This is a genomic window from Stenotrophomonas sp. 71799_Sma (assembly GCF_056482505.1).
Map to the genome: position 1 here is coordinate 3,601,437 of NZ_CM151202.1, position 21,037 is coordinate 3,622,473.

General features: G+C 67.1%; 17 protein-coding genes and 1 pseudogene. 7 read left to right on the top strand and 11 right to left on the bottom strand.

Features of this window, described 5'->3' with window-relative positions:
- Positions 1 to 22: 22 nt before the first annotated feature.
- The 7 genes from ACZK4Z_RS16780 to prpB all read right to left on the bottom strand — a co-directional run bounded on the left by ACZK4Z_RS16780 (position 23) and on the right by prpB (position 8,284).
- Positions 23 to 1,483: a bifunctional 2-methylcitrate dehydratase/aconitate hydratase gene (locus ACZK4Z_RS16780; protein ID WP_293795375.1), complete on the bottom strand. Its 1,461-nt coding sequence runs from the start codon at positions 1,481 to 1,483 to the stop codon at positions 23 to 25.
- Positions 1,484 to 1,607: 124 nt separating this feature from the next.
- A complete protein-coding gene (gene prpF, locus ACZK4Z_RS16785) occupies positions 1,608 to 2,786 on the bottom strand; it encodes a 2-methylaconitate cis-trans isomerase PrpF (protein WP_253145166.1) in 1,179 nt (392 codons plus the stop codon).
- 23 nt (positions 2,787 to 2,809) lie between these two features.
- Entirely contained in the window at positions 2,810 to 3,136 is a 327-nt protein-coding gene (locus ACZK4Z_RS16790; RefSeq protein ID WP_006384132.1) for a type II toxin-antitoxin system RelE/ParE family toxin, read from the bottom strand.
- Entirely contained in the window at positions 3,123 to 3,380 is a 258-nt protein-coding gene (locus ACZK4Z_RS16795; RefSeq protein WP_006384133.1) for a type II toxin-antitoxin system ParD family antitoxin, read from the bottom strand. The genes ACZK4Z_RS16790 and ACZK4Z_RS16795 overlap by 14 nt, the downstream gene beginning before the upstream one ends.
- A gap of 100 nt (positions 3,381 to 3,480) precedes the next feature.
- A complete protein-coding gene (gene acnD / locus ACZK4Z_RS16800) occupies positions 3,481 to 6,099 on the bottom strand; it encodes a Fe/S-dependent 2-methylisocitrate dehydratase AcnD (protein ID WP_478450925.1) in 2,619 nt (872 codons plus the stop codon).
- Between the two features lie 97 nt (positions 6,100 to 6,196).
- Positions 6,197 to 7,354, bottom strand: coding sequence for a bifunctional 2-methylcitrate synthase/citrate synthase (prpC, locus tag ACZK4Z_RS16805; protein ID WP_014038133.1), 1,158 nt, complete (start codon positions 7,352 to 7,354; stop codon positions 6,197 to 6,199).
- Between the two features lie 36 nt (positions 7,355 to 7,390).
- A complete protein-coding gene (gene prpB, locus ACZK4Z_RS16810) occupies positions 7,391 to 8,284 on the bottom strand; it encodes a methylisocitrate lyase (RefSeq protein WP_478450926.1) in 894 nt (297 codons plus the stop codon).
- 153 nt (positions 8,285 to 8,437) lie between these two features.
- Between prpB and prpR the strand changes: the two are divergent.
- Positions 8,438 to 10,019: pseudogene (gene prpR, locus ACZK4Z_RS16815) on the top strand (propionate catabolism operon regulatory protein PrpR).
- 78 nt (positions 10,020 to 10,097) lie between these two features.
- Here the strand turns inward: prpR and ACZK4Z_RS16820 are convergent.
- Both ACZK4Z_RS16820 and pdxH read right to left on the bottom strand, forming a co-directional pair.
- Positions 10,098 to 10,445: a YqfO family protein gene (locus ACZK4Z_RS16820; protein ID WP_125895329.1), complete on the bottom strand. Its 348-nt coding sequence runs from the start codon at positions 10,443 to 10,445 to the stop codon at positions 10,098 to 10,100.
- A 9-nt stretch (positions 10,446 to 10,454) separates the two neighbouring features.
- A complete protein-coding gene (gene pdxH, locus ACZK4Z_RS16825) occupies positions 10,455 to 11,054 on the bottom strand; it encodes a pyridoxamine 5'-phosphate oxidase (protein WP_049401396.1) in 600 nt (199 codons plus the stop codon).
- 40 nt (positions 11,055 to 11,094) lie between these two features.
- Between pdxH and ACZK4Z_RS16830 the strand changes: the two genes are divergently transcribed.
- The gene (locus ACZK4Z_RS16830) at positions 11,095 to 11,922 is read left to right on the top strand and encodes a kinase (protein WP_478450927.1); all 828 of its coding nucleotides are present in this window, start codon (positions 11,095 to 11,097) and stop codon (positions 11,920 to 11,922) included.
- Positions 11,923 to 11,928: 6 nt separating this feature from the next.
- On the opposite strand, the gene ACZK4Z_RS16835 is transcribed toward ACZK4Z_RS16830, so the two are convergent.
- On the bottom strand, positions 11,929 to 12,132 hold the full coding sequence (locus ACZK4Z_RS16835) for a dodecin family protein (RefSeq protein WP_005410663.1): 204 nt from the start codon (positions 12,130 to 12,132) through the stop codon (positions 11,929 to 11,931).
- A 98-nt stretch (positions 12,133 to 12,230) separates the two neighbouring features.
- Between ACZK4Z_RS16835 and ACZK4Z_RS16840 the strand changes: the two genes are divergently transcribed.
- The 5 genes from ACZK4Z_RS16840 to mdtD all read left to right on the top strand — a co-directional run bounded on the left by ACZK4Z_RS16840 (position 12,231) and on the right by mdtD (position 16,800).
- Entirely contained in the window at positions 12,231 to 12,773 is a 543-nt protein-coding gene (locus ACZK4Z_RS16840) for a shikimate kinase (RefSeq protein ID WP_032127802.1), read from the top strand.
- Positions 12,770 to 13,882 carry a 3-dehydroquinate synthase gene (gene aroB, locus ACZK4Z_RS16845; RefSeq protein WP_478450928.1) on the top strand — a complete coding sequence of 371 codons (1,113 nt, stop codon included), beginning with the start codon at positions 12,770 to 12,772 and terminating at the stop codon, positions 13,880 to 13,882. Before ACZK4Z_RS16840 ends, aroB begins: the two co-directional genes overlap by 4 nt.
- Before the next feature lie 67 nt (positions 13,883 to 13,949).
- Entirely contained in the window at positions 13,950 to 14,189 is a 240-nt protein-coding gene (locus ACZK4Z_RS16850) for a WGR domain-containing protein (RefSeq protein ID WP_032127800.1), read from the top strand.
- A gap of 26 nt (positions 14,190 to 14,215) precedes the next feature.
- Positions 14,216 to 15,298 carry a uroporphyrinogen decarboxylase gene (gene hemE / locus ACZK4Z_RS16855; protein WP_032127799.1) on the top strand — a complete coding sequence of 361 codons (1,083 nt, stop codon included), beginning with the start codon at positions 14,216 to 14,218 and terminating at the stop codon, positions 15,296 to 15,298.
- 92 nt (positions 15,299 to 15,390) lie between these two features.
- Entirely contained in the window at positions 15,391 to 16,800 is a 1,410-nt protein-coding gene (gene mdtD, locus ACZK4Z_RS16860) for a multidrug transporter subunit MdtD (protein WP_010482759.1), read from the top strand.
- 671 nt (positions 16,801 to 17,471) lie between these two features.
- On the opposite strand, the gene ACZK4Z_RS16865 is transcribed toward mdtD, so the two are convergent.
- Positions 17,472 to 20,999, bottom strand: a complete 3,528-nt coding sequence (locus tag ACZK4Z_RS16865) for a hybrid sensor histidine kinase/response regulator (protein ID WP_107431908.1) — start codon at positions 20,997 to 20,999, stop codon at positions 17,472 to 17,474.
- Positions 21,000 to 21,037 lie beyond the last annotated feature (38 nt).

A 21,037-nucleotide genomic window follows, 5' to 3' on the forward strand; every position in this document is an offset into this window, starting at 1 on the left:
CAGATCCGCCGAAGCGCGTTCCCTACACCGGCAGGTACAGGTCCACGTAATCGGTCACCGGCATCGCCGCCAGCGCCACCGGGTCCAGCGAGGCGGCCAGGATGCGCTGCTGCTGGGCGGTCGGGAAGCGATGGGCCAGGTGCCGGCGGAACTTGTCCATCAGCAGCGGAATGCCTTCTCCGCGGCGTCGGGCGTGGCCAAGCGGGTACTCCACCAGCACTTCCGGCAGTTCACTGCCATCGTTGAAGCGCACGCTGAGGCCGTTGGCGATGCTGCGCTTGTCCGGGTCCAGGTAGTCGGCGCTGAGCTGCGGATCCTCGTGGCAGGCCATCTTTGCGCGCAATGCGTCGATGCGCGGATCGGCGGCGACGTCGTCCTCATAGTCCTCGGCCACCAGCCGCCCATGCAGCAGCGCGATGGCGATCATGTACTGCACGCAGTGGTCGCGGTCGGCCGGATTGTGCAGCGGGCCCTGCTTGTCGATGATGCGGATGCAGGCATCCTGGGTCCGGATCGCGATGTGTTCGATGTCCTCGACGCGCCGCCCGGCCACGCGCAATTGCTGGTGCAGCGTGATCGCTGCCTCCACTGCGGTCTGGCCGTGGAACTCGGCCGGGTAGCTGATCTTGAACAGCACGTTCTCCATCACATAGCTGCCCAGCGGCCGCTCCAGCGTCAGTGCCTGGCCATGCATGGACACAGCCTCGAAGCCCCAGGTCGGTGCACTGAGCACGCTCGGATAGCCCATTTCACCCGTTGCCGCGATCAGCGCCAGGCGCACGCCACGGCTGGTGGCGTCGCCGGCGGCCCAGCTCTTGCGCGAACCGGTGTTGGGCGCGTGCCGGTAGGTCCGCAGCGCCTGGCCATCGACCCAGGCCAGCGACACAGCATTGAGCATGCGTTCGCGATCAAGCCCGAGCAGCTGCGCCACCACAGCGGTGGTGGCGACCTTGACCAGCACCACATGGTCCAGCCCGACCCGATTGAAGGAATTCTGCAGGGCCAGTACACCCTGGATCTCGTGCGCCTTGATCATCGCCAGCAGCACGTCGTGCACGGTCGGCGGCGGGCGGCGCAGGGCCTGCGCGTTGCGTCCCAGCCAGTCGCAGACGGCGAGGATTCCGCCCAGATTGTCCGACGGGTGGCCCCATTCGGCGGCCAGCCAGGTGTCGTTGAAATCGAGCCAGCGCACCATCGCGCCCAGATTGAACGCCGCCTGCACCGGGTCCAGCACGTAGTGCGTGCCCGGTACGCGTGCGCCGTTGACCGCGCTGATGCCCGGTACCAGCGGACCAAGCAGCTTGCTGCAGGCCGGGAAGGACAGCGCTTCCAGGCCACAGCCCAGCGTGTCGAGCAGGCAGTGGTGTGCGGTCTGGAACGCCAGTGGTGAGTCGATGCGGGCGTCGCGCACGTAGTCGACGATGTCCACCAGCAGCGCATCCCACGCTGCACGCTCGTTGGATGGGGTGGGGTTGTCAGGCATCGTCGATCTCCTCGTTACGGTGCACGGTTGCCCGTGCACCATGCCAACCAAGGTTGGCATCTACCAAAGCAATTGGTCACTGCGGCCCGGTAGTCGCCAACCTTGGTTGGCGTTTACCAACGCATCACTCGGCCGGCACCCGCACCTTGCCTTCCATCAGCACGCGGGCACTGCGGCTCATGATGGCCTTGCTTACTGTCCACTGGCCGTCAACGAGACCGGCCTGCGCACCCACGCGCAACGTGCCGGACGGATGGCCGAAGGTCACCGCTTCGCGCTCGCCGCCGCCTGCAGCACGGTTGACCAGCGTTCCGGGAATTGCCGCTGCAGTGCCGATGGCCACCGCGGCGGTACCCATCATCGCGTGGTGCAGCTTGCCCATCGACAGCGCGCGCGCATGCAGATCGATGCCCGCGGCAGAAATCGACTTGCCGCTGGACGATACGTAGTCCTGCGCCGGGGCAACGAAGGCCACCTTCGGTGTGTGCTGGCGGGTGGCCGCGTCTTCCAGTTTCGAAATCAGGCCCATGCGCAGTGCACCGTAGGCACGGATCTTCTCAAAGCGCTCCAGCGCCGCCTTGTCTTCGTTGATCGCCGGCTGCAGCTCGGTACCGGCGTAACCCAGGTCGGCGGCGTTGAGGAAGATGGTCGGGATGCCGGCGGTGATCATCGTCACCTCGAAACTGCCCACGCCGGGGACATCGAGGGTGTCGACCAGGTTGCCGGTCGGGAACATCGCGCCCGCATCGCCGTCATCGGACGGATCGATGAATTCCAGCTGGATCTCGGCGGCCGGGAAGGTCACGCCATCCAGCTCGAAATCGCCGATCTCCTGTACTTCGCCATCGCGCATCGGCACGTGCGCGATGATGGTCTTGCCGATGTTGGCCTGCCAGATGCGCACGGTGCACAGGCCATCGCGCGGCACGCGGGCCGGATCGATCAGACCATTGGCAATCGCGAACGGACCCACCGCAGTGCTGAGGTTGCCGCAGTTGCCGCTCCAGTCGACGAAGGCGGTGTCGATCGATACCTGGCCATACAGGTAGTCCACGTCGTGGTCAGGCACCGAAGCGGTGGAAATGATCACGCACTTGCTGGTGCTGGAGGTGGCGCCGCCCATGCCGTCGGTCTGCTTGCCATACGGATCGGGCGAACCGATCACGCGCATCAGCAGCGCATCGCGTGCGGCGCCCGGCACCTGCGCGGCTTCGGGAAGATCCTGCAGGCGGAAGAACACGCCCTTGCTGGTGCCGCCGCGCATGTAGGTGGCGGGAATTCGGAGTTGCGGAAGAAAATTCATCGTCGGATCCAAGCGTTTGGATTTCAGGAAATGTCTTGCATCAGTGCGTCAAGGCCACGATCAACGCACCACACCCGCATGACGTCCACGCGGTCCGGCAGATCGAGGTAGTAGACGAGATAGCGTTCAAAGCCCGGAACCTGCATGAAGCGCAGGAGTGCCGGCAACTGTGCGGCGAGGTCGGCATGGCGGACGGAACCTGACGCAGGGAACATCGCAATACGTTGAAGCGTGGCCTCCAGCTCGGCGAGAAAGCGCTGACCCAGTGCCAGCCCTCCCTGTCGTGCGTACCACAGCGCGGCGTCGGCTGCGTCTGTCTCGGCCCGGGGCCTCCATTCAATCGCCTTCACGCTCCATCCTTTCGGTCAGCTCGCGACGCATCCGCTCGAATGTGGCCGCAGTCACCGGAACGGCAGGCCCAGAAGCCAGCCCCTCGGCAATCAGCTGCTTGAGCAGCTCTTCAGCCTTGCTGCGCTGGCGCTGGCGGATCAGGTCACGCACATAGTCCGACGTGCTGGAGTAGCCGCCTTCGCGCACTTCTTCGTCCACGAACTGCTTGAGCGGATCGGTCAGCGAAATGTTCATGGTGGCCATGAAACTCTCCTTTGGCAGTTTTTGCCAAGTCAGTGTGCGCCCTGCCCTGGTGTCGGACAAGCCCGCCCCCGGCCTCCGGGGGCAGGCATTCAGTCCGGCATCACGCCACCTTGGCGCCTTCCAGGAAGTCCTGGGCGAAGCGCTGCAGCACACCGCCGGCCTCGTAGATCGCCACTTCCTCGTCGCTGTCCAGGCGGCAGGTGACCGGCACGAGCACGTCCTGGCCGTCGCGGCGGTGGATGACCAGGGTCAGCTCGGCGCGCGGGGTGCGCTCGCCGATCACGTCGAAGGTCTCGGTGCCGTCGATGCCCAGGGTCAGGCGGGTGGTGCCCGGCTTGAACTCCAGCGGCAGCACGCCCATGCCGATCAGGTTGGTACGGTGAATCCGTTCGAAGCCTTCGGCCGCGATCGCCTCCACGCCGGCCAGGCGCACGCCCTTGGCGGCCCAGTCACGCGAGCTGCCCTGGCCGTAGTCGGCACCGGCGATGATGATCAGCGGCTGCTTGCGGTCCATGTAGGTTTCGATAGCTTCCCACATGCGCATGACCTTGCCTTCCGGCTCCACGCGCGCCAGCGAACCCTGCTTCACGCTGCCGTCGTCGTTGCGCACCATCTCGTTGAACAGCTTCGGGTTGGCGAAGGTGGCGCGCTGCGCGGTCAGGTGGTCACCGCGGTGGGTGGCGTAGGAATTGAAGTCCTCTTCCGGCAGGCCCATCTTCGCCAGGTACTCACCGGCGGCACTGGACGCCAGGATCGCGTTGGACGGCGACAGGTGGTCGGTGGTGATGTTGTCCGGCAGCACCGCCAGCGCGCGCATGCCAGACAGCGTGCGCTCACCGGCCAGCGCGCCCTCCCAGTACGGCGGACGACGGATGTAGGTGCTCTGCGGGCGCCAGTCGTACAGCGGGCTGACCGCCGCACCGTGCTCCACGCGCACGTTGAACATCGGGTTGTAGACCTTGCGGAACTGCTCGGGCTTCACCGCGGCCTTCACCACCGCATCGATCTCGGCATCGGTCGGCCAGATGTCCTTCAGGCGCACCTCGTTGCCATCGGCATCCACACCCAGTACGTCCTTCTCGATATCGAAGCGCACGGTACCAGCGATGGCATAGGCGATCACCAGCGGCGGCGAAGCCAGGAAGGCCTGCTTCGCATACGGGTGGATGCGGCCATCGAAGTTGCGGTTGCCCGACAACACGGCGGTGGAATACAGGTCGCGATCGATGATTTCCTGCTGGATCTTCGGGTCCAGCGCGCCACTCATGCCGTTGCAGGTGGTGCAGGCGAAGGCGACGATGCCGAAGCCGAGCTTTTCCAGGTCCGGCAGCAGGCCGGCCTCTTCCAGGTACAGCTGCACCGCCTTCGAACCCGGCGCCAGCGACGACTTCACCCACGGCTTGCGCAGCAGGCCACGCTCGTTGGCCTTGCGCGCCAGCAGTGCGGCGGCGATCACGTTGCGCGGATTGGACGTATTGGTGCAGCTGGTGATGGCGGCGATGATCACCGCGCCGTCGGGCATCAGCCCCTGCGCCTGCTCGGCCTTGCCCGCTTCCAGCTTGGCTTCGTCGGCGATGCCGCGCTCGGCCAGCTCGGCGGTCGCCACGCGCTTGTGCGGGTTGGACGGGCCGGCCATGTTGCGCACCACGCTGGACAGGTCGAAGCGCAGCACGCGCTCGTACTGCGCGGTGGCCAGGTCATCGGCCCAGAGGCCGGTGGTACGAGCGTAGTTCTCCACCAGCGCCACCTGCGATTCCTCGCGGCCGGTCAGGCGAAGGTAATCGATGGTCTGCCCGTCGATGTAGAACATCGCGGCGGTCGCGCCGTACTCCGGGCACATGTTGGAAATGGTGGCGCGGTCACCGATGGTCAGTGCCGCGGCACCCTCGCCGAAGAATTCAAGCCACGCACCGACCACGCGTTCCTTGCGCAGGAACTCGGTCAGGGCCAGCACCACATCGGTGGCGGTGATGCCCGGCTGAGGGCGGCCACTCAGTTCGACACCGACGGTGTCGGGCAGGCGCATCCAGGACGCGCGGCCCAGCATCACGTTCTCCGCTTCCAGGCCGCCCACGCCGATCGCGATCACGCCCAGCGCGTCCACGTGCGGGGTGTGGCTGTCGGTGCCCACGCAGGTGTCCGGGAAGGCGACGCCGTCCTGCACGTAGACCACCGGCGACATCTTCTCCAGGTTGATCTGGTGCATGATGCCGTTGCCCGGCGGAATCACGTCCACGTTCTCGAACGCCAGCTTGGTCCAGTCGATGAAGTGGAAACGATCTTCGTTGCGGCGATCTTCGATGGCGCGGTTCTTCTCGAACGCCTGCGGATCGAAACCACCACATTCCACTGCCAGCGAGTGATCGACGATCAACTGCACCGGCACCACCGGATTCACCTTGGCCGGGTCACCGCCCTTGTCGGCGATCGCATCGCGCAGGCCGGCCAGGTCCACCAGCGCGGTCTGGCCGAGGATGTCGTGGCACACAACGCGCGCCGGGAACCACGGGAAATCGAGGTCGCGGCGGCGCTCGATCAGCTGCTTAAGCGAATCGCCGAGCGTGGCCGGATCGCAGCGGCGCACCAGGTTCTCGGCCAGCACGCGCGAGGTGTACGGCAGGGTGGCATAGGCGCCGGGCTGGATCGCATCGACAGCGGCACGCGCGTCGAAATAATCCAGCGTGCTGCCGGGGAGGTTCTTACGGTAATCGGTATTCATGGGCTGGCGGAGTGCTTGAGGCGGGCCGGGTGCCGGCGGTGCGGCGGCGAAAGCATCCGGCCGGCACGCGGCCGGCCGGATGGGTACAGCAGGTGGATCAGACGCGCTTGTCGATGGCGACGAAGTCGCGGTCTTCCGGACCGATGTAGTTGGCGCTCGGGCGGATGATCTTGCCGTCGATGCGCTGCTCGACGATGTGCGCGCTCCAGCCGGCGGTGCGGGCGATCACGAACAGAGGAGTGAACATTGCGGTCGGCACGCCCATCATGTGGTAGCTGACGGCACTGAACCAGTCCAGGTTCGGGAACATCTTCTTGATGTCCCACATCACCGATTCCAGGCGCTCGGCGATGTCGTACATCTTCATGCTGGACTGTTCTTCGGACAGCTCGCGGGCCACGTCCTTGATCACCTTGTTGCGCGGATCGGAGACGGTGTAGACCGGGTGGCCGAAACCGATCACCACTTCCTTGCGCTCGACGCGGGCCTTGATGTCTTCCTCGGCTTCATCCGGGTTGTCGTAGCGCTTCTGCACTTCGAACGCCACTTCGTTGGCGCCGCCATGCTTCGGGCCACGCAGCGCGCCGATGCCACCGCAGATCGCGCTGTACATGTCGCTGCCGGTACCGGCGATGACGCGGCAGGTGAAGGTCGAGGCATTGAACTCGTGTTCCGCGTACAGGATCAGCGAGGTGTGCATCGCCTTCACCCACGATTCCTGCGGCTTCTCGCCGTGCAGCAGGTGCAGGAAGTGGCCACCGATCGAGTCGTCGTCGGTTTCCACGTCGATGGCGCGGCCGTTGTGGCTCCAGTGGTACCAGTACAGCAGCATCGAACCGAGGCAGGCCATCAGCTTGTCGGCGATGTCACGCGCGCCCGGATGGTTGTGATCGTCCTTCTCCGGCGCCACGCAGCCGAGCACGGACACGCCGGTGCGCATCACGTCCATCGGGTGTGCCGACGGCGGCAGTTCTTCCAGCGCCGCCTTCACTGCTGCCGGAATGCCGCGCAGCGACTTCAGCTTGGCCTTGTACGAAACCAGCTCGGCGCGGGTCGGCAGCTTGCCGTGCACCAGCAGGTAGGCGATTTCCTCGAACTCGCTGGTGTTGGCCAGGTCCAGGATGTCGTAGCCACGGTAGTGCAGATCGTTGCCACTACGGCCCACGCTGCACAGCGCGGTGTTGCCGGCGGCGGTGCCGGACAGGGCGACGGACTTCTTCGGCTTGAAGGTCGGGGTTGCGGTCGTATCGTTCATGTTTCCCTCCGAAAACTTGATGGTGCAGGGTACTGCTTATTTCTTGGCGGCGAACAGTGCATCGAGCTGTTGCTCGAACGCGTGGTAGCCGATGCGGTCGTAGAGTTCTTCGCGGGTCTGCATGGTGTCCACCACGTTGCGCTGGTGGCCATCGCGGCGCACCGCCTGGTAGACGTTCTCGGCGGCCTTGTTGGCGGCACGGAACGCCGACAGCGGGAACAGCTGGATCGCGACGCCTGCCGAGGCCAGTTCATCGCGGCTGAACAGCGGGGTGGCGCCGAATTCGGTGATGTTGGCCAGCACCGGCACCTTCACCGCGTCGACGAAGCGGCGGTAGGTGTCCAGGTCGTAGGCAGCCTCGGCGAAGATGCCATCGGCACCGGCCTCGACACAGGCGATGGCGCGCTCGATAGCCTTGTCCACGCCGTCCACCTGGATGGCGTCGGTGCGCGCGATCAGGAAGAAGTCCGGATCGGTCTTGGCATCGGCGGCCGCCTTCACCCGGTCGACCATTTCACCCTGCGAGACGATCTCCTTGCCCGGGCGGTGACCGCAACGCTTGGCGCCGACCTGGTCCTCGATGTGGCAGGCGGCCGCGCCGGCCTTGATCAGCGACTTCACGGTGCGCGCGATGTTGAACGCGCTCGGGCCAAAGCCGGTGTCGATGTCGACCATCAGCGGCAGATCGCAGACATCGGTGATGCGGCGCACGTCCACCAGCACGTCTTCCAGGGTACTGATGCCCAGGTCCGGCAGGCCCAGCGAGCCCGCGGCAACGCCGCCGCCCGACAGGTAGATGGCACGGAAGCCGGCGCGCTTGGCCAGCAGGGCGTGGTTGGCGTTGATCGCGCCGATCACCTGCAGCGGCGACTCGGCAGCCAGCGCCTCACGGAAACGGGCACCGGCGGAGAAAGGGGCGGAAGCAGTCATGCGGCAATCCAGGTTGAAGAACGGATGGGTAGGCGCAAGCACCATGCCAAGCTGCAAGCCGTTGATTTCACGGACATGACCGTCACTCAACAGTGAAACATATGAAACACTGAAACAGATGTATCATGAAACACTTCGCCCGAACCCGCCGCCATGTACCTGCCCCGCTCGCCCCTGCGCCATGCCGATGCCGACCCCGGCCGCCCGGTGATCTGGACGGTCAGCGTCTCGCGGCTGACCGGCCTGCTCGGCGACGTCATTCCGGAGTTCGACCGCCGCGCGCGCATCGAGCAGATCAACCTCGGCTTCGAGGAAGCGGTGGAGGTGATCGGCCAGCGCCTGCGTCGCGAGCACTGCGATGTGGTGATCGCCGGTGGCTCCAACGCCGCCTGGCTGCGCGGCAGGCTGGAGCTGCCACTGGTGCCGATCCAGGCCAACGGCTTCGATCTGATGGAAGCACTGGCGCGCGCGCGACGCATCGCCAGCCGCATCGGCCTGGTCACCCACGCCAGCGACGTGCCGGTGTTCAGCAACTTCCAGCAGAGTTTCGGCCTGGATATCGAGCATCGCCGTTTCGTCACCCGCGAGGACGCACGCGACTGCATCGCCGATCTGCGCGCCAACGGCATCGAAGTGATCGTCGGCACCGGCATGGCCATCGACCACGCCGAACAGGCCGGCCTGCCCGGGGTGCTGCTGTATTCGGCCGACTCGGTGCGGCAGGCGTTCGAACATGCACTGGAACTGACCCAGACCCTGGCCCGCTCCAGCGGCAACCGAGCCGCCCCGCGCCGGCGCGCGGCAGCGCGTGCCGACACGCATGAACTGCTCGGCGACAGCGAAGCGATGGCCCAGGTGCGCGCACAGATCGCGCTCTATGCACCGCACGACAGCACCGTACTGGTGACCGGCGAAACCGGCACCGGCAAGGAACTGGTGGCGCGGCAGCTGCACGCCGCCAGTGGCCGTCGCGGACGCTTCGTGGCGCTGAACTGCGGCGCGATCAGCGAATCGCTGCTGGAAGCGGAGCTGTTCGGCTACAGCGATGGGGCCTTCACCGGCGCACGCCGTGGAGGCCGTGTCGGCCTGGTCGAAGCCGCAGACGGCGGGACGCTGTTCCTGGACGAAATCGGCGAACTGCCGCTACCGCTGCAGACCCGCCTATTGCGCGTACTGGAAGAACGCGAGGTACTGCGCGTGGGCGCCACCGAACCGACCCCGGTGGACCTGCGCGTGGTGGCCGCCACCCTGCAGTCGCTGGAGCAGCGCGCAGCAACCGGCAGCTTCCGTCGCGACTTGTATTACCGCTTGGCCGCACTGCGCATTGCCCTGCCGCCGCTGCGCGCGGCGCAGTGATATCCCGCTGCTGGCGCAGCACTTATTCCGCCAGCTGCGTGGCATCGATGCGCCACTGGATGAGCATGCACTGGCGGTACTGACCACCGCGGAGTGGCCCGGCAACGTGCGCGAACTGCGCAACCTGGTGGATCGCCTGCGCATCCACTGGCAGCCGGGCGAAGGGCTGATCGATGCGGCGCGCCTGCTGCAGCTGGCGCCCGAACTTGTGAATGAGGGCGTTGCAGCATTGCCGGTGGAAAGCAACGGGAAGCGCCCGCCGCGCGCGCAGCTGGAGACGCTGCTGCAGGAACATCGCAATGATCGCGAGGGGATGGCGCAGGCGCTGGGCGTCTCACGCACCACGCTGTGGCGCTGGCTGCGCGCGGAGGGGTTGTAACCACTCGTTGCCTGGTGGGTGCGAACCTTGGTTCGCACCGCTCTTCCGTCAAGCATCTCATCCACGCATGGCGTGGATCTACCTGGCCAGCAGCAGCTCGATTTCCTCCACCTGCACCACCGGCACCTGCCACGGGTGATGCGGCACGATGCCCTGTTCGAAGATGCGCTGCAGCCGCTGCGGATTCCGAGGCAGGCAGAACTCCAGACGCACGCTGTCGACCACTTCGGTGCGGCCCGCCTCACCCTGCACGGGCGACGCACCCACGCGCGGGCGGAACTGCTCGAACCCCGGCGCCGACCACCACATCCCGTGCTCGTAGTCGCCGGCCGCCAGCGCGTCCACCGCGAGGATGCCCTGCTTCACTGCATCCAGTGCTGCCGACGGCACGAACACCACCACACGGTACAGCGGCAGGCGTTGCATCAGGTTGCCTTACGGATACAGCAGGCGCTTGCTCCAGCGCCCTTCGGCACCGGCTTCATAGCACCAGCGTTCGTGCAGGCGGAACTGCGCGCCATACCAGAACTCGATGCGGTCGGGTACCACGCGCAGGCCGCTCCAGCCCTCCGGGCGCGGCACGTCCTTGCCCTCGAAGCGGGCTTCGACCTCGGCCACGCGCGCATCGAATTCCTCGCGCGTCGCCAGCGTCTTCGACTGCTGCGAGGCCCAGGCGCCGATCTGGCTCATGCGCGGGCGGCTGGCGAAATAGGCATCGGCTTCAGCATCGGCGACCTGCTCGACACGGCCTTCGATGCGCACCTGGATACCCGCCTCGCGCAGGCTGCGCCACAGGAACAACAGCGCGGCCTGCGGATTGGCCTGCAGCTCCTGGCCCTTGTGGCTGTCCAGGTGGGTATAGAAGACGAAGCCACGCTCGTCGAAGGCCTTCAGCAGCACGGTACGCGCCGAGGGACGGCCCTGCGTATCGGCGGTGGCCACGGTCATCGCATTCGGCTCGACCTCGCGGCTCTGCTTGGCCTCGTCGAACAGGCCGGCAAACGTGGACAGGGCTTCGGCGTACAGGTCGCTCATGATTGCGTTCTTCTCACACGGATTGGGCTATTGTGGCTGCATGGCCGCTGCTGCGTATATGCCCCAGGTGAAAGGATTCCCCGAAACATTGGCCGAACAGGCGCTGGATGATGCGCTGGGCAGCGGTGCAGCGGTTCCAGTATTGGCGATCAGCGGCCTGCAGGGGAGCGGCAAATCGACGCTGGCCGCGCAGGTGGTGGCGCGCGCCCAGGCACGCGGCCTGAACGCGGCCACGCTGTCGATCGATGACGTCTACCTCACCCGTGCGCAGCGCCAGCGACTGGCCCGCCAGGTGCATCCGCTGCTGATCACCCGCGGCCCGCCCGGCACCCACGACCTGCCGCTGGCCCATGCCGTGCTGGACGCCGTGGCCACACGCCAGCCCTTCGCGATGCCACGCTTCGACAAGCTGGCCGATGAACGCCTGCCCGAGGCTCAGTGGCCGCAGCTGCAGCAGCCATTGGACCTGCTGGTGTTCGAAGGCTGGTTCCTCGGCACACCGGCGCAGGATGACAACGCACTGGACAGCCCGCTGAACGCACTGGAGCGCGAGGCCGACGCCGATGGCCGTTGGCGCCGCTGGTGCAACCAGGCGCTGGCCCGCGACTACCCGGCGTTGTGGCAGCGCTGCGACCGCCTGTGGTTCCTGCAGCCGCCGGATTTCTCGGTGGTACCACGCTGGCGCTGGCAGCAGGAGCAGAACCTGCAGGCCGCGCAGCCGGGCCGGCACGGCATGAGCCGGCCTCAGCTGGAGCGCTTCGTGCAGTACTACGAGCGGGTCAGCCGGCAGGCACTGCACGCCCTGCCCGCCCTGGCCGACCACGTGGTGGTGCTGGACGGCCAGCGCCAGGTGCAGGACGTGCGCTGAGCACGCCTATTCCACCAGGAAGGTCACCCGCAGGTTGACCCGCCATTCGGTGATCTCGCCACTGCCGTTGGTGACCACCTTGGTCTCGTTCACCCAGGCGCCCTGGATGCCCTTGACCGTCTCGGAGACCTTCTTCAGACCGCTGCGCACGGCGTCCTCCACGCTCTTCGGCGAGGAGGCGGTGATTTCGATGACCTTGGCGACCGTCATGGCCTGTACTCCGGCTGGCGCGGGAGACCCCGCAGGAACGCCTACCCTGACGTGAAGAACGTAAAGGCAAGGGCACGGAGGTGTTAGCATCAGAGGGCATGAATCCTGCTCCGAACCTGATCCTGATCGGCCCGATGGGCGCCGGCAAAACCTGCATCGGCCGCCGCCTGGCCGAGCGCTTCACGCTGGACTTCGTCGATGTCGACCAGGCCATCGTAGATGCCGCCGGCGCCAGCATCCCGACCATCTTCGAGCACTCGGGTGAAACCGGCTTCCGCAGCCATGAGCGCGAAGCCTTGGCCCGTGTGCTGGAAGGCCGCGGCCAGCTGGTCTCCACCGGTGGCGGCGCCGTACTGGATCCGGACAACCGTGCGCTGATCGCCCAGCGCGGCTTCGTGGTCTACCTGCGGGTCAGCGTGGCCGCGCAGCTGGAACGCCTGGCCCGCGACAAAGGCAGGCCACTGCTGCAGCGCCCGGACCGCGAGCAGGTGCTGCACGATCTGGCTGCTCACCGCGACCCGCTGTACCGCGAACTGGCCGACCTCACCCTTGATACCGACCCGTATACCGCTGCCGACGCGACCGCCCACCTGGTGGTCAAGCTGGCCACGCAATGGCAGCGCCAGGACCTGACCGCATGACTTCCCCCGCCCTGCTGCAGGTCGCCGTTGGCGGCGACCGCCCCTACTCCATCACCATCGGCGCTGGTGCCCAGACCGACGGCACCGCGTTGGCCTCGCATGTGCGCGGCCGCCACGTGCTGCTGCTCAGCGACAACGAAGTGGCTCCGCGCTACCTGGCAGCCGTGAAGCAGACGCTGCTGGCCGCACGCCCCGACCTGATCGTCGGCGAGCACGTGCTGGCCGCCGGCGAAGCCTCCAAGACCCTGGCCGAATTCGGCCGCGCGATCGAAGCGCTGGCCGCGCTCGGCGCCACCCGGGATGCCTGCGTGTTCGCCCTCGGTGGCGGCGTGGTCGGTGATCTCGCCGGTTTTGCCGCGGCCTGCTGGATGCGCGGCGTGGATTGCGTGCAGCTTCCGACCACCCTGTTGGCGATGGTCGATTCGTCGGTGGGCGGCAAGACCGCGGTCGACATTCCGGCCGGCAAGAACCTGGTCGGCGCATTCCATCCGCCGCGCGCGGTCATTGCCGATACCCGCGTGCTGGCCACCCTGCCACCGCGCGAGCTGCGCGCCGGCCTGGCCGAAGTGGTGAAGTACGGCGCGCTGGGCGACGCGGTGTTCTTCGAATGGCTGCAGCAGCATGCCGATGCACTGCTGGCCGGCGAGGATGCGGTACTGTCCGAAGCCATCGCGCGCAGCTGCCGGCACAAGGCCGCCATCGTCGAGCGTGATCCGTTCGAGAAGGGCGAGCGTGCCCTGCTCAACCTCGGCCATACCTTCGGCCATGCCATCGAGACCGAACAGGGCTACTCGGCCCCGGGCCGCGATGCACTGAACCACGGCGAAGCGGTGGCGGTGGGCATGGTGCTGGCGGCAAAACTGTCCACCGACCTCGGCCTGGCCGACGATGCCGACCGCGCGCGCCTGCAGGCGCTGCTGGAACGCCTCGGCCTGCCGGTGGCGATCCCGGCGGGGCTGGACCCGCAGGCCCTGCTCGGCCGCATGCGGCTGGACAAGAAGAACGTGGCCGGCCGCCTGCGCCTGGTGCTGTGGCGCGGCATGGGCCGCGCCGAAGTGGTGCCGGACGTGGATGAGGCGGCGGTGCTGAAGGTGCTGTCGGCCCGGTAGTGCCGGCCAGCGGCCGGCACGACCGCGTTGCGGCCGGGGTCACCCTGGCCCCGCTACAATCGGCGCCATGCACGTCTACCTGCAACATCCCGACGCCGGTGCGCAGGCACCGCGCTTCCTGCGCCTGAGCCTGCAGCCGGATCTGTTCGGCGGCTGGGAACTGCTGCGCGAGAGCGGCCGCGTCGGCAGCCGCTCGCAGCTGCGGCGCGAGCTGTTCCTGCAGGCCGACGAAGCCCGCCATGCCTTCGAGAAGGCCCGCGATGCCGAACTGCATCGCGGTTTCCAGATCCTCTCGCACGGCGACTGACGCCGCTGCCAACTTTCGTCCAAGGAATGCCCATCGTGACCAGCCCTCTCCGCAACGATCGCCTGCTGCGCGCCCTGCGCCGCGAACCGGTGGACTGCACCCCCGTCTGGCTGATGCGCCAGGCCGGACGCTACCTGCCGGAATACCGCGCGACCCGAGCCAAGGCCGGCAGCTTCCTGGCCATGGCCAAGAATCCGGAGATTGCCTGCGAGGTTACCCTGCAGCCGCTGCGCCGCTTCCCGCTGGATGCGGCCATCCTGTTCTCGGACATCCTCACCATTCCCGATGCGATGGGCCTGGAGCTGTACTTCGTCGAAGGCGAAGGCCCGAAGTTCCGCCACCCGGTGCGTGATGAAGCGGCCATCGCCAGGCTGGCGGTGCCGGACATGGAACAGGACCTGGGCTACGTGATGGACGCGGTGCGCCTGATCCGCCGTGAGCTGGACGGCCAGGTGCCGCTGATCGGTTTCTCCGGCAGCCCGTGGACGCTGGCCTGCTACATGGTGGAAGGCGGCGGCAGCAAGGACTTCGCGCGGATCAAGGCGATGGCACTGAACCATCCGCAGGCCCTGCACCGCCTGCTGGAGGTCACCACCGAGGCGGTGATCGCCTATCTCGGCGCGCAGCGCGCGGCCGGTGCACAGGCGCTGCAGGTATTCGATACCTGGGGTGGCGTGCTGTCGCCGTCGATGTACCGCGAGTTCTCGCTGCGCTACCTGCAGCGGATTGCCGAGGGCCTGGAGCGCGGCGAAGGCAACGAGCGCACCCCGCTGATCCTGTTCGGCAAGGGCACCGGCCTGCATCTGGAAGCGCTGTCGCAGACCGGTGCCGATGCGCTGGGCCTGGACTGGACGCTGGATCTGGACGAGGCGATGCGCCGCACCGGCGGCCGCGTCGCCCTGCAGGGCAACCTCGACCCGACCACGCTGTACGCCTCGCCGGATGCGATCGCCGCCGCAGCAGCACGCGTGCTCGACACCTATGCCGCCGGCAACGGTGGTTCGCGCGAGGGCCATGTGTTCAACCTCGGTCACGGCATGTCGCCGGACATGGACCCGGCGCACGTGCAGGTGCTGGTCGACGCAGTGCACGCGCACAGCCAGCGCTGAGCATTGCGCATGCGGTTGCGGCGCGATGTTGATCGCGCCGTGACCCGCAGTGCGCGATCATGGCGTCCCCCACGCTGCACCGGCCACACCCCATGTCTACATCGCCATCGACCTACAACCGCCAGCGCCCCCTGCTGTGGCTGGTTTCGTTGGCGATCTTCATGCAGATGCTGGACTCGACCATCGTCAACACGGCCTTGCCGGCGATGGCGGCCAGCCTGGGCGAAAGCCCGCTGCAGATGCAGTCGGTGGTGTTCAGCTACGCATTGGCGGTAGCCACCTTCATTCCCGCCTCAGGATGGATCGCCGACCGCTACGGCACGCGTCGTACCTTCCTGGTAGCGATCATCCTGTTCACCCTCGGCTCGCTGGCCTGCGCGCTGGCCCAGCACCTGCACCAGCTGGTTGGGGCACGTGTGCTGCAGGGTATCGGCGGTGCGATGCTGCTGCCGGTCGGCCGCCTGGCAGTGATGCGTTCGGTGCCACGCGAGGACTTCCTGCGCGCGATGAGCTTCATCGCCATCCCCGCGCTGGTCGGCCCGTTGATCGGCCCGACGTTGGGTGGCTGGCTGGTCGAGATCGCGTCGTGGCACTGGGTGTTCCTGATCAACCTGCCGATCGGCGTGATCGGTTTCATCGCCGCGATGAAGATCATGCCCGACCACTACGCCAGCCATCGCACCCGTTTCGACCTGCGCGGCTACATCATGCTGGCCTTTGCGATGGTGGTGCTGTCGCTGGCGCTGGACGGCATCTCCGGGCTCGGAACGCCACATGCACTGGTGATGCTGATGACCGTGGCCGGCCTGGCCGCACTGGTCGGTTACTGGCTGCATGCCGCCAACTCCACCGCGCCGTTGTTCTCGCTGGCCCTGTTCCGCGTGCCCAGCTACCGCATCGGCATCCTTGGCAACCTGTTCTCGCGCATCGGCAGCAGCGCCATGCCGATGCTGATCCCGTTGCTGCTGCAGGTCGGCCTGGGCCTTGGCCCGATGAACGCCGGCCTGATGATGGTGCCGGTGGCGGCGGCCGGCATGGTGTCGAAGAAGCTGGCGGTGAAGCTGGTCGAGCGCTACGGCTACCGCCGCGTGTTGATGGTCAACACCGTGCTGGTGGGCCTGGCGATGGCCAGCTTCATCCTGATGACACCCGGCCAGCACCTGGCCTGGCGCCTGCTGCAGCTGGCGTTCTTCGGCGCGGTCAATTCACTGCAGTTCACCGTGATGAACACCGTGACGCTGCGGGATCTGGACCGCGAGTTCGCCAGTTCCGGCAACAGCCTGCTGTCGATGGTGATGATGCTCGCCGCCGGTTTCGGTGCCGCGGCGGCCGGCAGCCTGCTGGCCGCGTTCGGCAATCACCTGGACAGCAACAGCGCCACCGCGGCACTGCATGCGACGTTCCTGTGCGTGGGCGCGATCACCCTGACCTCGACGATGATCTTCTGGCAGCTGCCGGACACCAAGCCGGAGCCACGGCAGGTCGAGCACGTCGCGGAGTGAGGGGGTTCGGCAGGGTTGCACCCTGCACCCGCTAGAAGCCGCAGCAACAGCAAAAACCGGCTCTGTGAATGCTGTGCGCTGGGCGGTGCGGTGTGGGGCTTCAGGACACGCCGTAAACCCATCCTTGGGGGCTCGATGGCGCCATCCATGGCGCCAACGGTCCTGCAGCCCCACACCGCCCCACCCCCGATAGTTTCCCGGTGACGGTAAGTAGATCCACGCCATGCGTGGATGAAACTTCATCGAAATCGAATATTTCGATATCGGAAAGATCTGAGCCGAGCATGGCTCGGCTCTACAGAAAGCAACTGTCGGCACCTCGCGAGAATCTGTCGAAGGCGGGGTGGGTCCGGTTGTGGGGGCGTGAGCCGCATGGGCCCGAGGCATGCCTCGGGCGAGTTGGGCAGGAGGCCCAACCCCGGTCTTGCCGTGTGCGCAGGACAGCGCACACGAGCAAGCGGCGACCGAGCTTACATGGGTGAGGGCGCTTTGCTTGCGAAGCATTGCTTCGCAAGCGCCCGAACGCACAGCCGCCAGCGGCTGGGCCGGGCCCCGGAGGGGGACTTGCAGCGTCCCCCGCAACCGGACCCACCCCGCCATCCCACGGATTGCGCGCTTTTGACGTTGACGTTGCTTCTGCAGGTGCAGGGCTGCAAGCCCTGCAATAAACCCTACCTTCCCATCACCCGGGCGATCGCTTCCACCAGCAGTTCCCCGGTCACCGGCTTGCGCAGGAAGCCACCGATGCCGGCCGCCTCCACCTGCTGCTGCAGGTCCGGGTCAGTACGCGCGGTCACCGCCAGCAGTGGCAGCATGTAGCCCTGGTTGCGCAGATGCTGGGCCAGCTCGAAGCCGCTCAGGCCCGGCAGGTCGAGATCCAGCAGGCCGACGTCGAAATCACCGGCACTGATCTCACGCAGTGCCGCCAGCGCATGGCCCGCATGTACCACCTCGTGCCCGCGCGCACTCAGCAGCCCGCGCACTACATCGGCCACAGTCGCGTCGTCCTCCACCAGCAGTACCCGCAATGGCGGCATGTTGGCCGCGTCCTCGCGGTGCGTTTCACCATCTGCTTCGGCATCGGCATCGACCACCATGGGCAACGGCAACGTCACGCCGAAGCAGGTGCCGCGACCGAGCTGGCTCTCCACCTGGATCCGCCCCTGCATCGCATGCGCCAGTTCGCGGCAGATCGCCAGGCCCAGGCCACTGCCGCCGTACTGCGCCGCGGTACGTGCACCATCGGCCTGCTCGAAGCGGCGGAACAGGCGTTGCTGTTGCTCCTGACTGATGCCGGGGCCGGTGTCGCGCACTTCGAAATGCAGCGATCGCAGCTCGGCGTCGCTGCGCGCGTGCAGGGTGATGGTGCCACGGCTGGTGAACTTGACCGCATTCGAAAGCAGGTTCAGCAGGATCTGCCGTACCCGCATCGCGTCGCCGGTGGCCTGCAGGCCGGGCGGCAACTGGTTGTCGAGGGTGAAGCGCAGGCCCTTCTGTGCAGCCAACGGGCCCATCAGCGCCGCCAGGTCCTGCAGCAGGCAGCTCAGCGCGAACGGCTTGGACTGCAACTCCAGACGGCCGGATTCGATCCGCGCCAGGTCCAGCGCATCGTTGACCAGATGCAGCAGGTGCTCGCCGGCGTGGCGGATTGATTGTGTATAGCCGCGCTGCTGCGGATCCAGCGGTGAGGACAGCAGCAGCTCACTCATGCCGAGCACACCGGTCATCGGCGTGCGGATCTCATGACCAAGGTTGGCCAGGAAGCGGGTCTTGGCCGCCGACGCCTGCTCGGCCAGCTCCTGCTTGTGCAGCGCCAGCTGATAGGCGTGGCGACGCTGCAGGCGGCGACGGTACAGCCAGGCGAACCAGCTGGTCAGCAGCAGCGCGAACGAGGCCAGCACCAGCAGGCCGGACAGGCTGCGCCACCACGGTGGCTGCACGCGGAATTCCAGGCTCTGCACCCGTGACCAGACATGGTCGGCCGACCGCGCCTGCACTTCCAGCCGATAGCTGCCCGGTGCCAGCCGCGAGAACAGGCGCTCACCGGCCGGTCCCACTTCCACCCAGTCCGGGTCATAGCCGGCCAACCGGTAACGATAGGTATTGGACGCCGAATCGGCGAACGACAACAGGCGCGCGACGATGCGCAGATCGCGGTCGCCATCGGCGATCTGCAACGGCGTGTCGTGGGTGAGGTCCAGCACCTGCTCGTTGCGGCGCACCTCCACCCGCTCGATCACCAGCGGCGCACGCCGCATCGAGGGCCGCACCTGCTCCGGGTCGAACACCACCACACCGGCCGGCGTACCCGCCACCAGATGGCCGTCTCCCGACATCACCAGCGTATGCTCGCGGAATTCCTGGCTCGGCAGGCCGTCATGCACGCCATACAGGCGCACGCTCTGGCCATCGGCGCCGATGCGCACCAGGCCACGCGCGCTGGTTGCCCACGCCACCCCCTGTGCATCGACCACCAGCCCCGAAGCGGAGATCGCCGGGTAGCCCTGCTCGGCACCGATCACGGCCTGCCGCTCCAGCCGGCCCTGGCTCCAGCGGTAGCGCGACAGTCGGCCATCCTCGGACAGCCAGACCTGGCCATCGCTGCCCACGTGCAGTGCATGGATCGCGGTCGCCGGTGCGCCCGGTACCGGCTGGAAGCGCTCGCTTTCCGGCAGCCACTGCAGCAGGCCTCGGCTGCTGGCCAGCCAGATATGGTCCTGCGGCCCGCATTCCACATCGAGATTGAGCTGGCCCTGCTGCAATCCGCGCTGGCCATTGTCCAGCTGGCGCCGCAGGCGCCCATCCAGATCGCGCTGCTGAAGACCCGACGGCAGCATCAGCCAGAGGCTGTCACCATCACAGGTCATCATCGATTCGATGACCCCTTCCATGGTCGCGTCGGCGCCGGCATCCCGGCCCCAGCGGCGCAGATCACGCCGCTTCGGGTCGTAGCGCAGCAGCGCGTCGTTGGAGCCGATCCAGACCTGGCCGCGGCGATCCTCGCGCACCGAGGTCAGCCAGTGCATGCCGTTGACCCAGGTGCGGTGCTGTTCGATGCGGCCGGTCTTCGGATCGAAGCGGTCCAGCGCGCCGTGGCTGCCGACCGTCCAGATGCCGCCGTTGCTGGACGGGCTGGTACCCAGCACGAAGGCATTGCGCAGCGAGCGCGGGTCGTCCTCCAGCCGCGACAGCACCGAGAACTGCCACCAGCGCGGCAGCAGGTGCCACAGGCCGGCGTTGGTGCTGGCCAGCCAGATGCCCCCCTCGCGATCCTCGTAGGCGCCGGTCCAGTTCGGGCGTACCGGGCCACGCGCCACCGCGCTGTACAGCGGCACGGCCTGGTACTGGCCATCGACCGCGCGGCCAAGGCCGGTGCGGGTGTCCAGCCAGTGCCCGCCCTGCTCGTCGCGCAGCATCATGCCCAGCACCTGTTCGCCTTCGGGCAGCTTCCAGGACGGTGCCTCGAAACGACCATCGGGACGACGCACGATGGCACCGGCCATCGTGCTGATCCAGAGGCTGCCATCGGGCTCGGCCGTCAGGCCATTGATCAGCAGGCTGGGAACGATGCCGGCACCAACCCGTTCAAAGTCCGTGCCGGTCCAGCGCGCGACACCATGCTTGGTGCCGATCCACAGGCTGCCATCGGCCAGGGTTGCCAGATAAGGCACCGATGCGGCCGGCAGGCTGCGTGGGTTGTTCGCTTCGGGCAGGAAGCGCTGCAGCCGGTCCTGGTTGTCCAGGCGGTACAGACCACCTTCGTGGGTGCCGAACCAGACCGAACCATCCGGCGTGGTGGCCAGGCTCCAGACCGTGTTGGTGCCCATCAACGGCTGGCTGCTGCGGTCGTAGAAATGCAGCTGGCGGCGATCGGCCGACATCCGTACCAGGCCCGCGTTCTCGGTGCCGATCCAGAGCTGGTTGCGGGCATCGACCAGCACCGTCCAGATGCGGTTGTCGCGCAGGCCGTCTTCCGAGCGCCAGATCCGGTAGTTGCGCCCGTCGTAGCGGGCCAGACCGTCGTTGGTGGCGATCCAGAGGTAACCGTAACGATCCTCGGCCATGCGGTTCACGGTATTGGACGGCAAGCCGTCGAACACCGTCACCTGGCGCGGGCTCGGTGGCACCGGCTGCGCCGCAGCGGGCGACAGGCAGCACAGGAGGACCAGCAGCAGCATCGCCGCCCGCAGATACACCACCGATTGCCTCCTCACGCTGCTTCTGATGATTCCCGCAC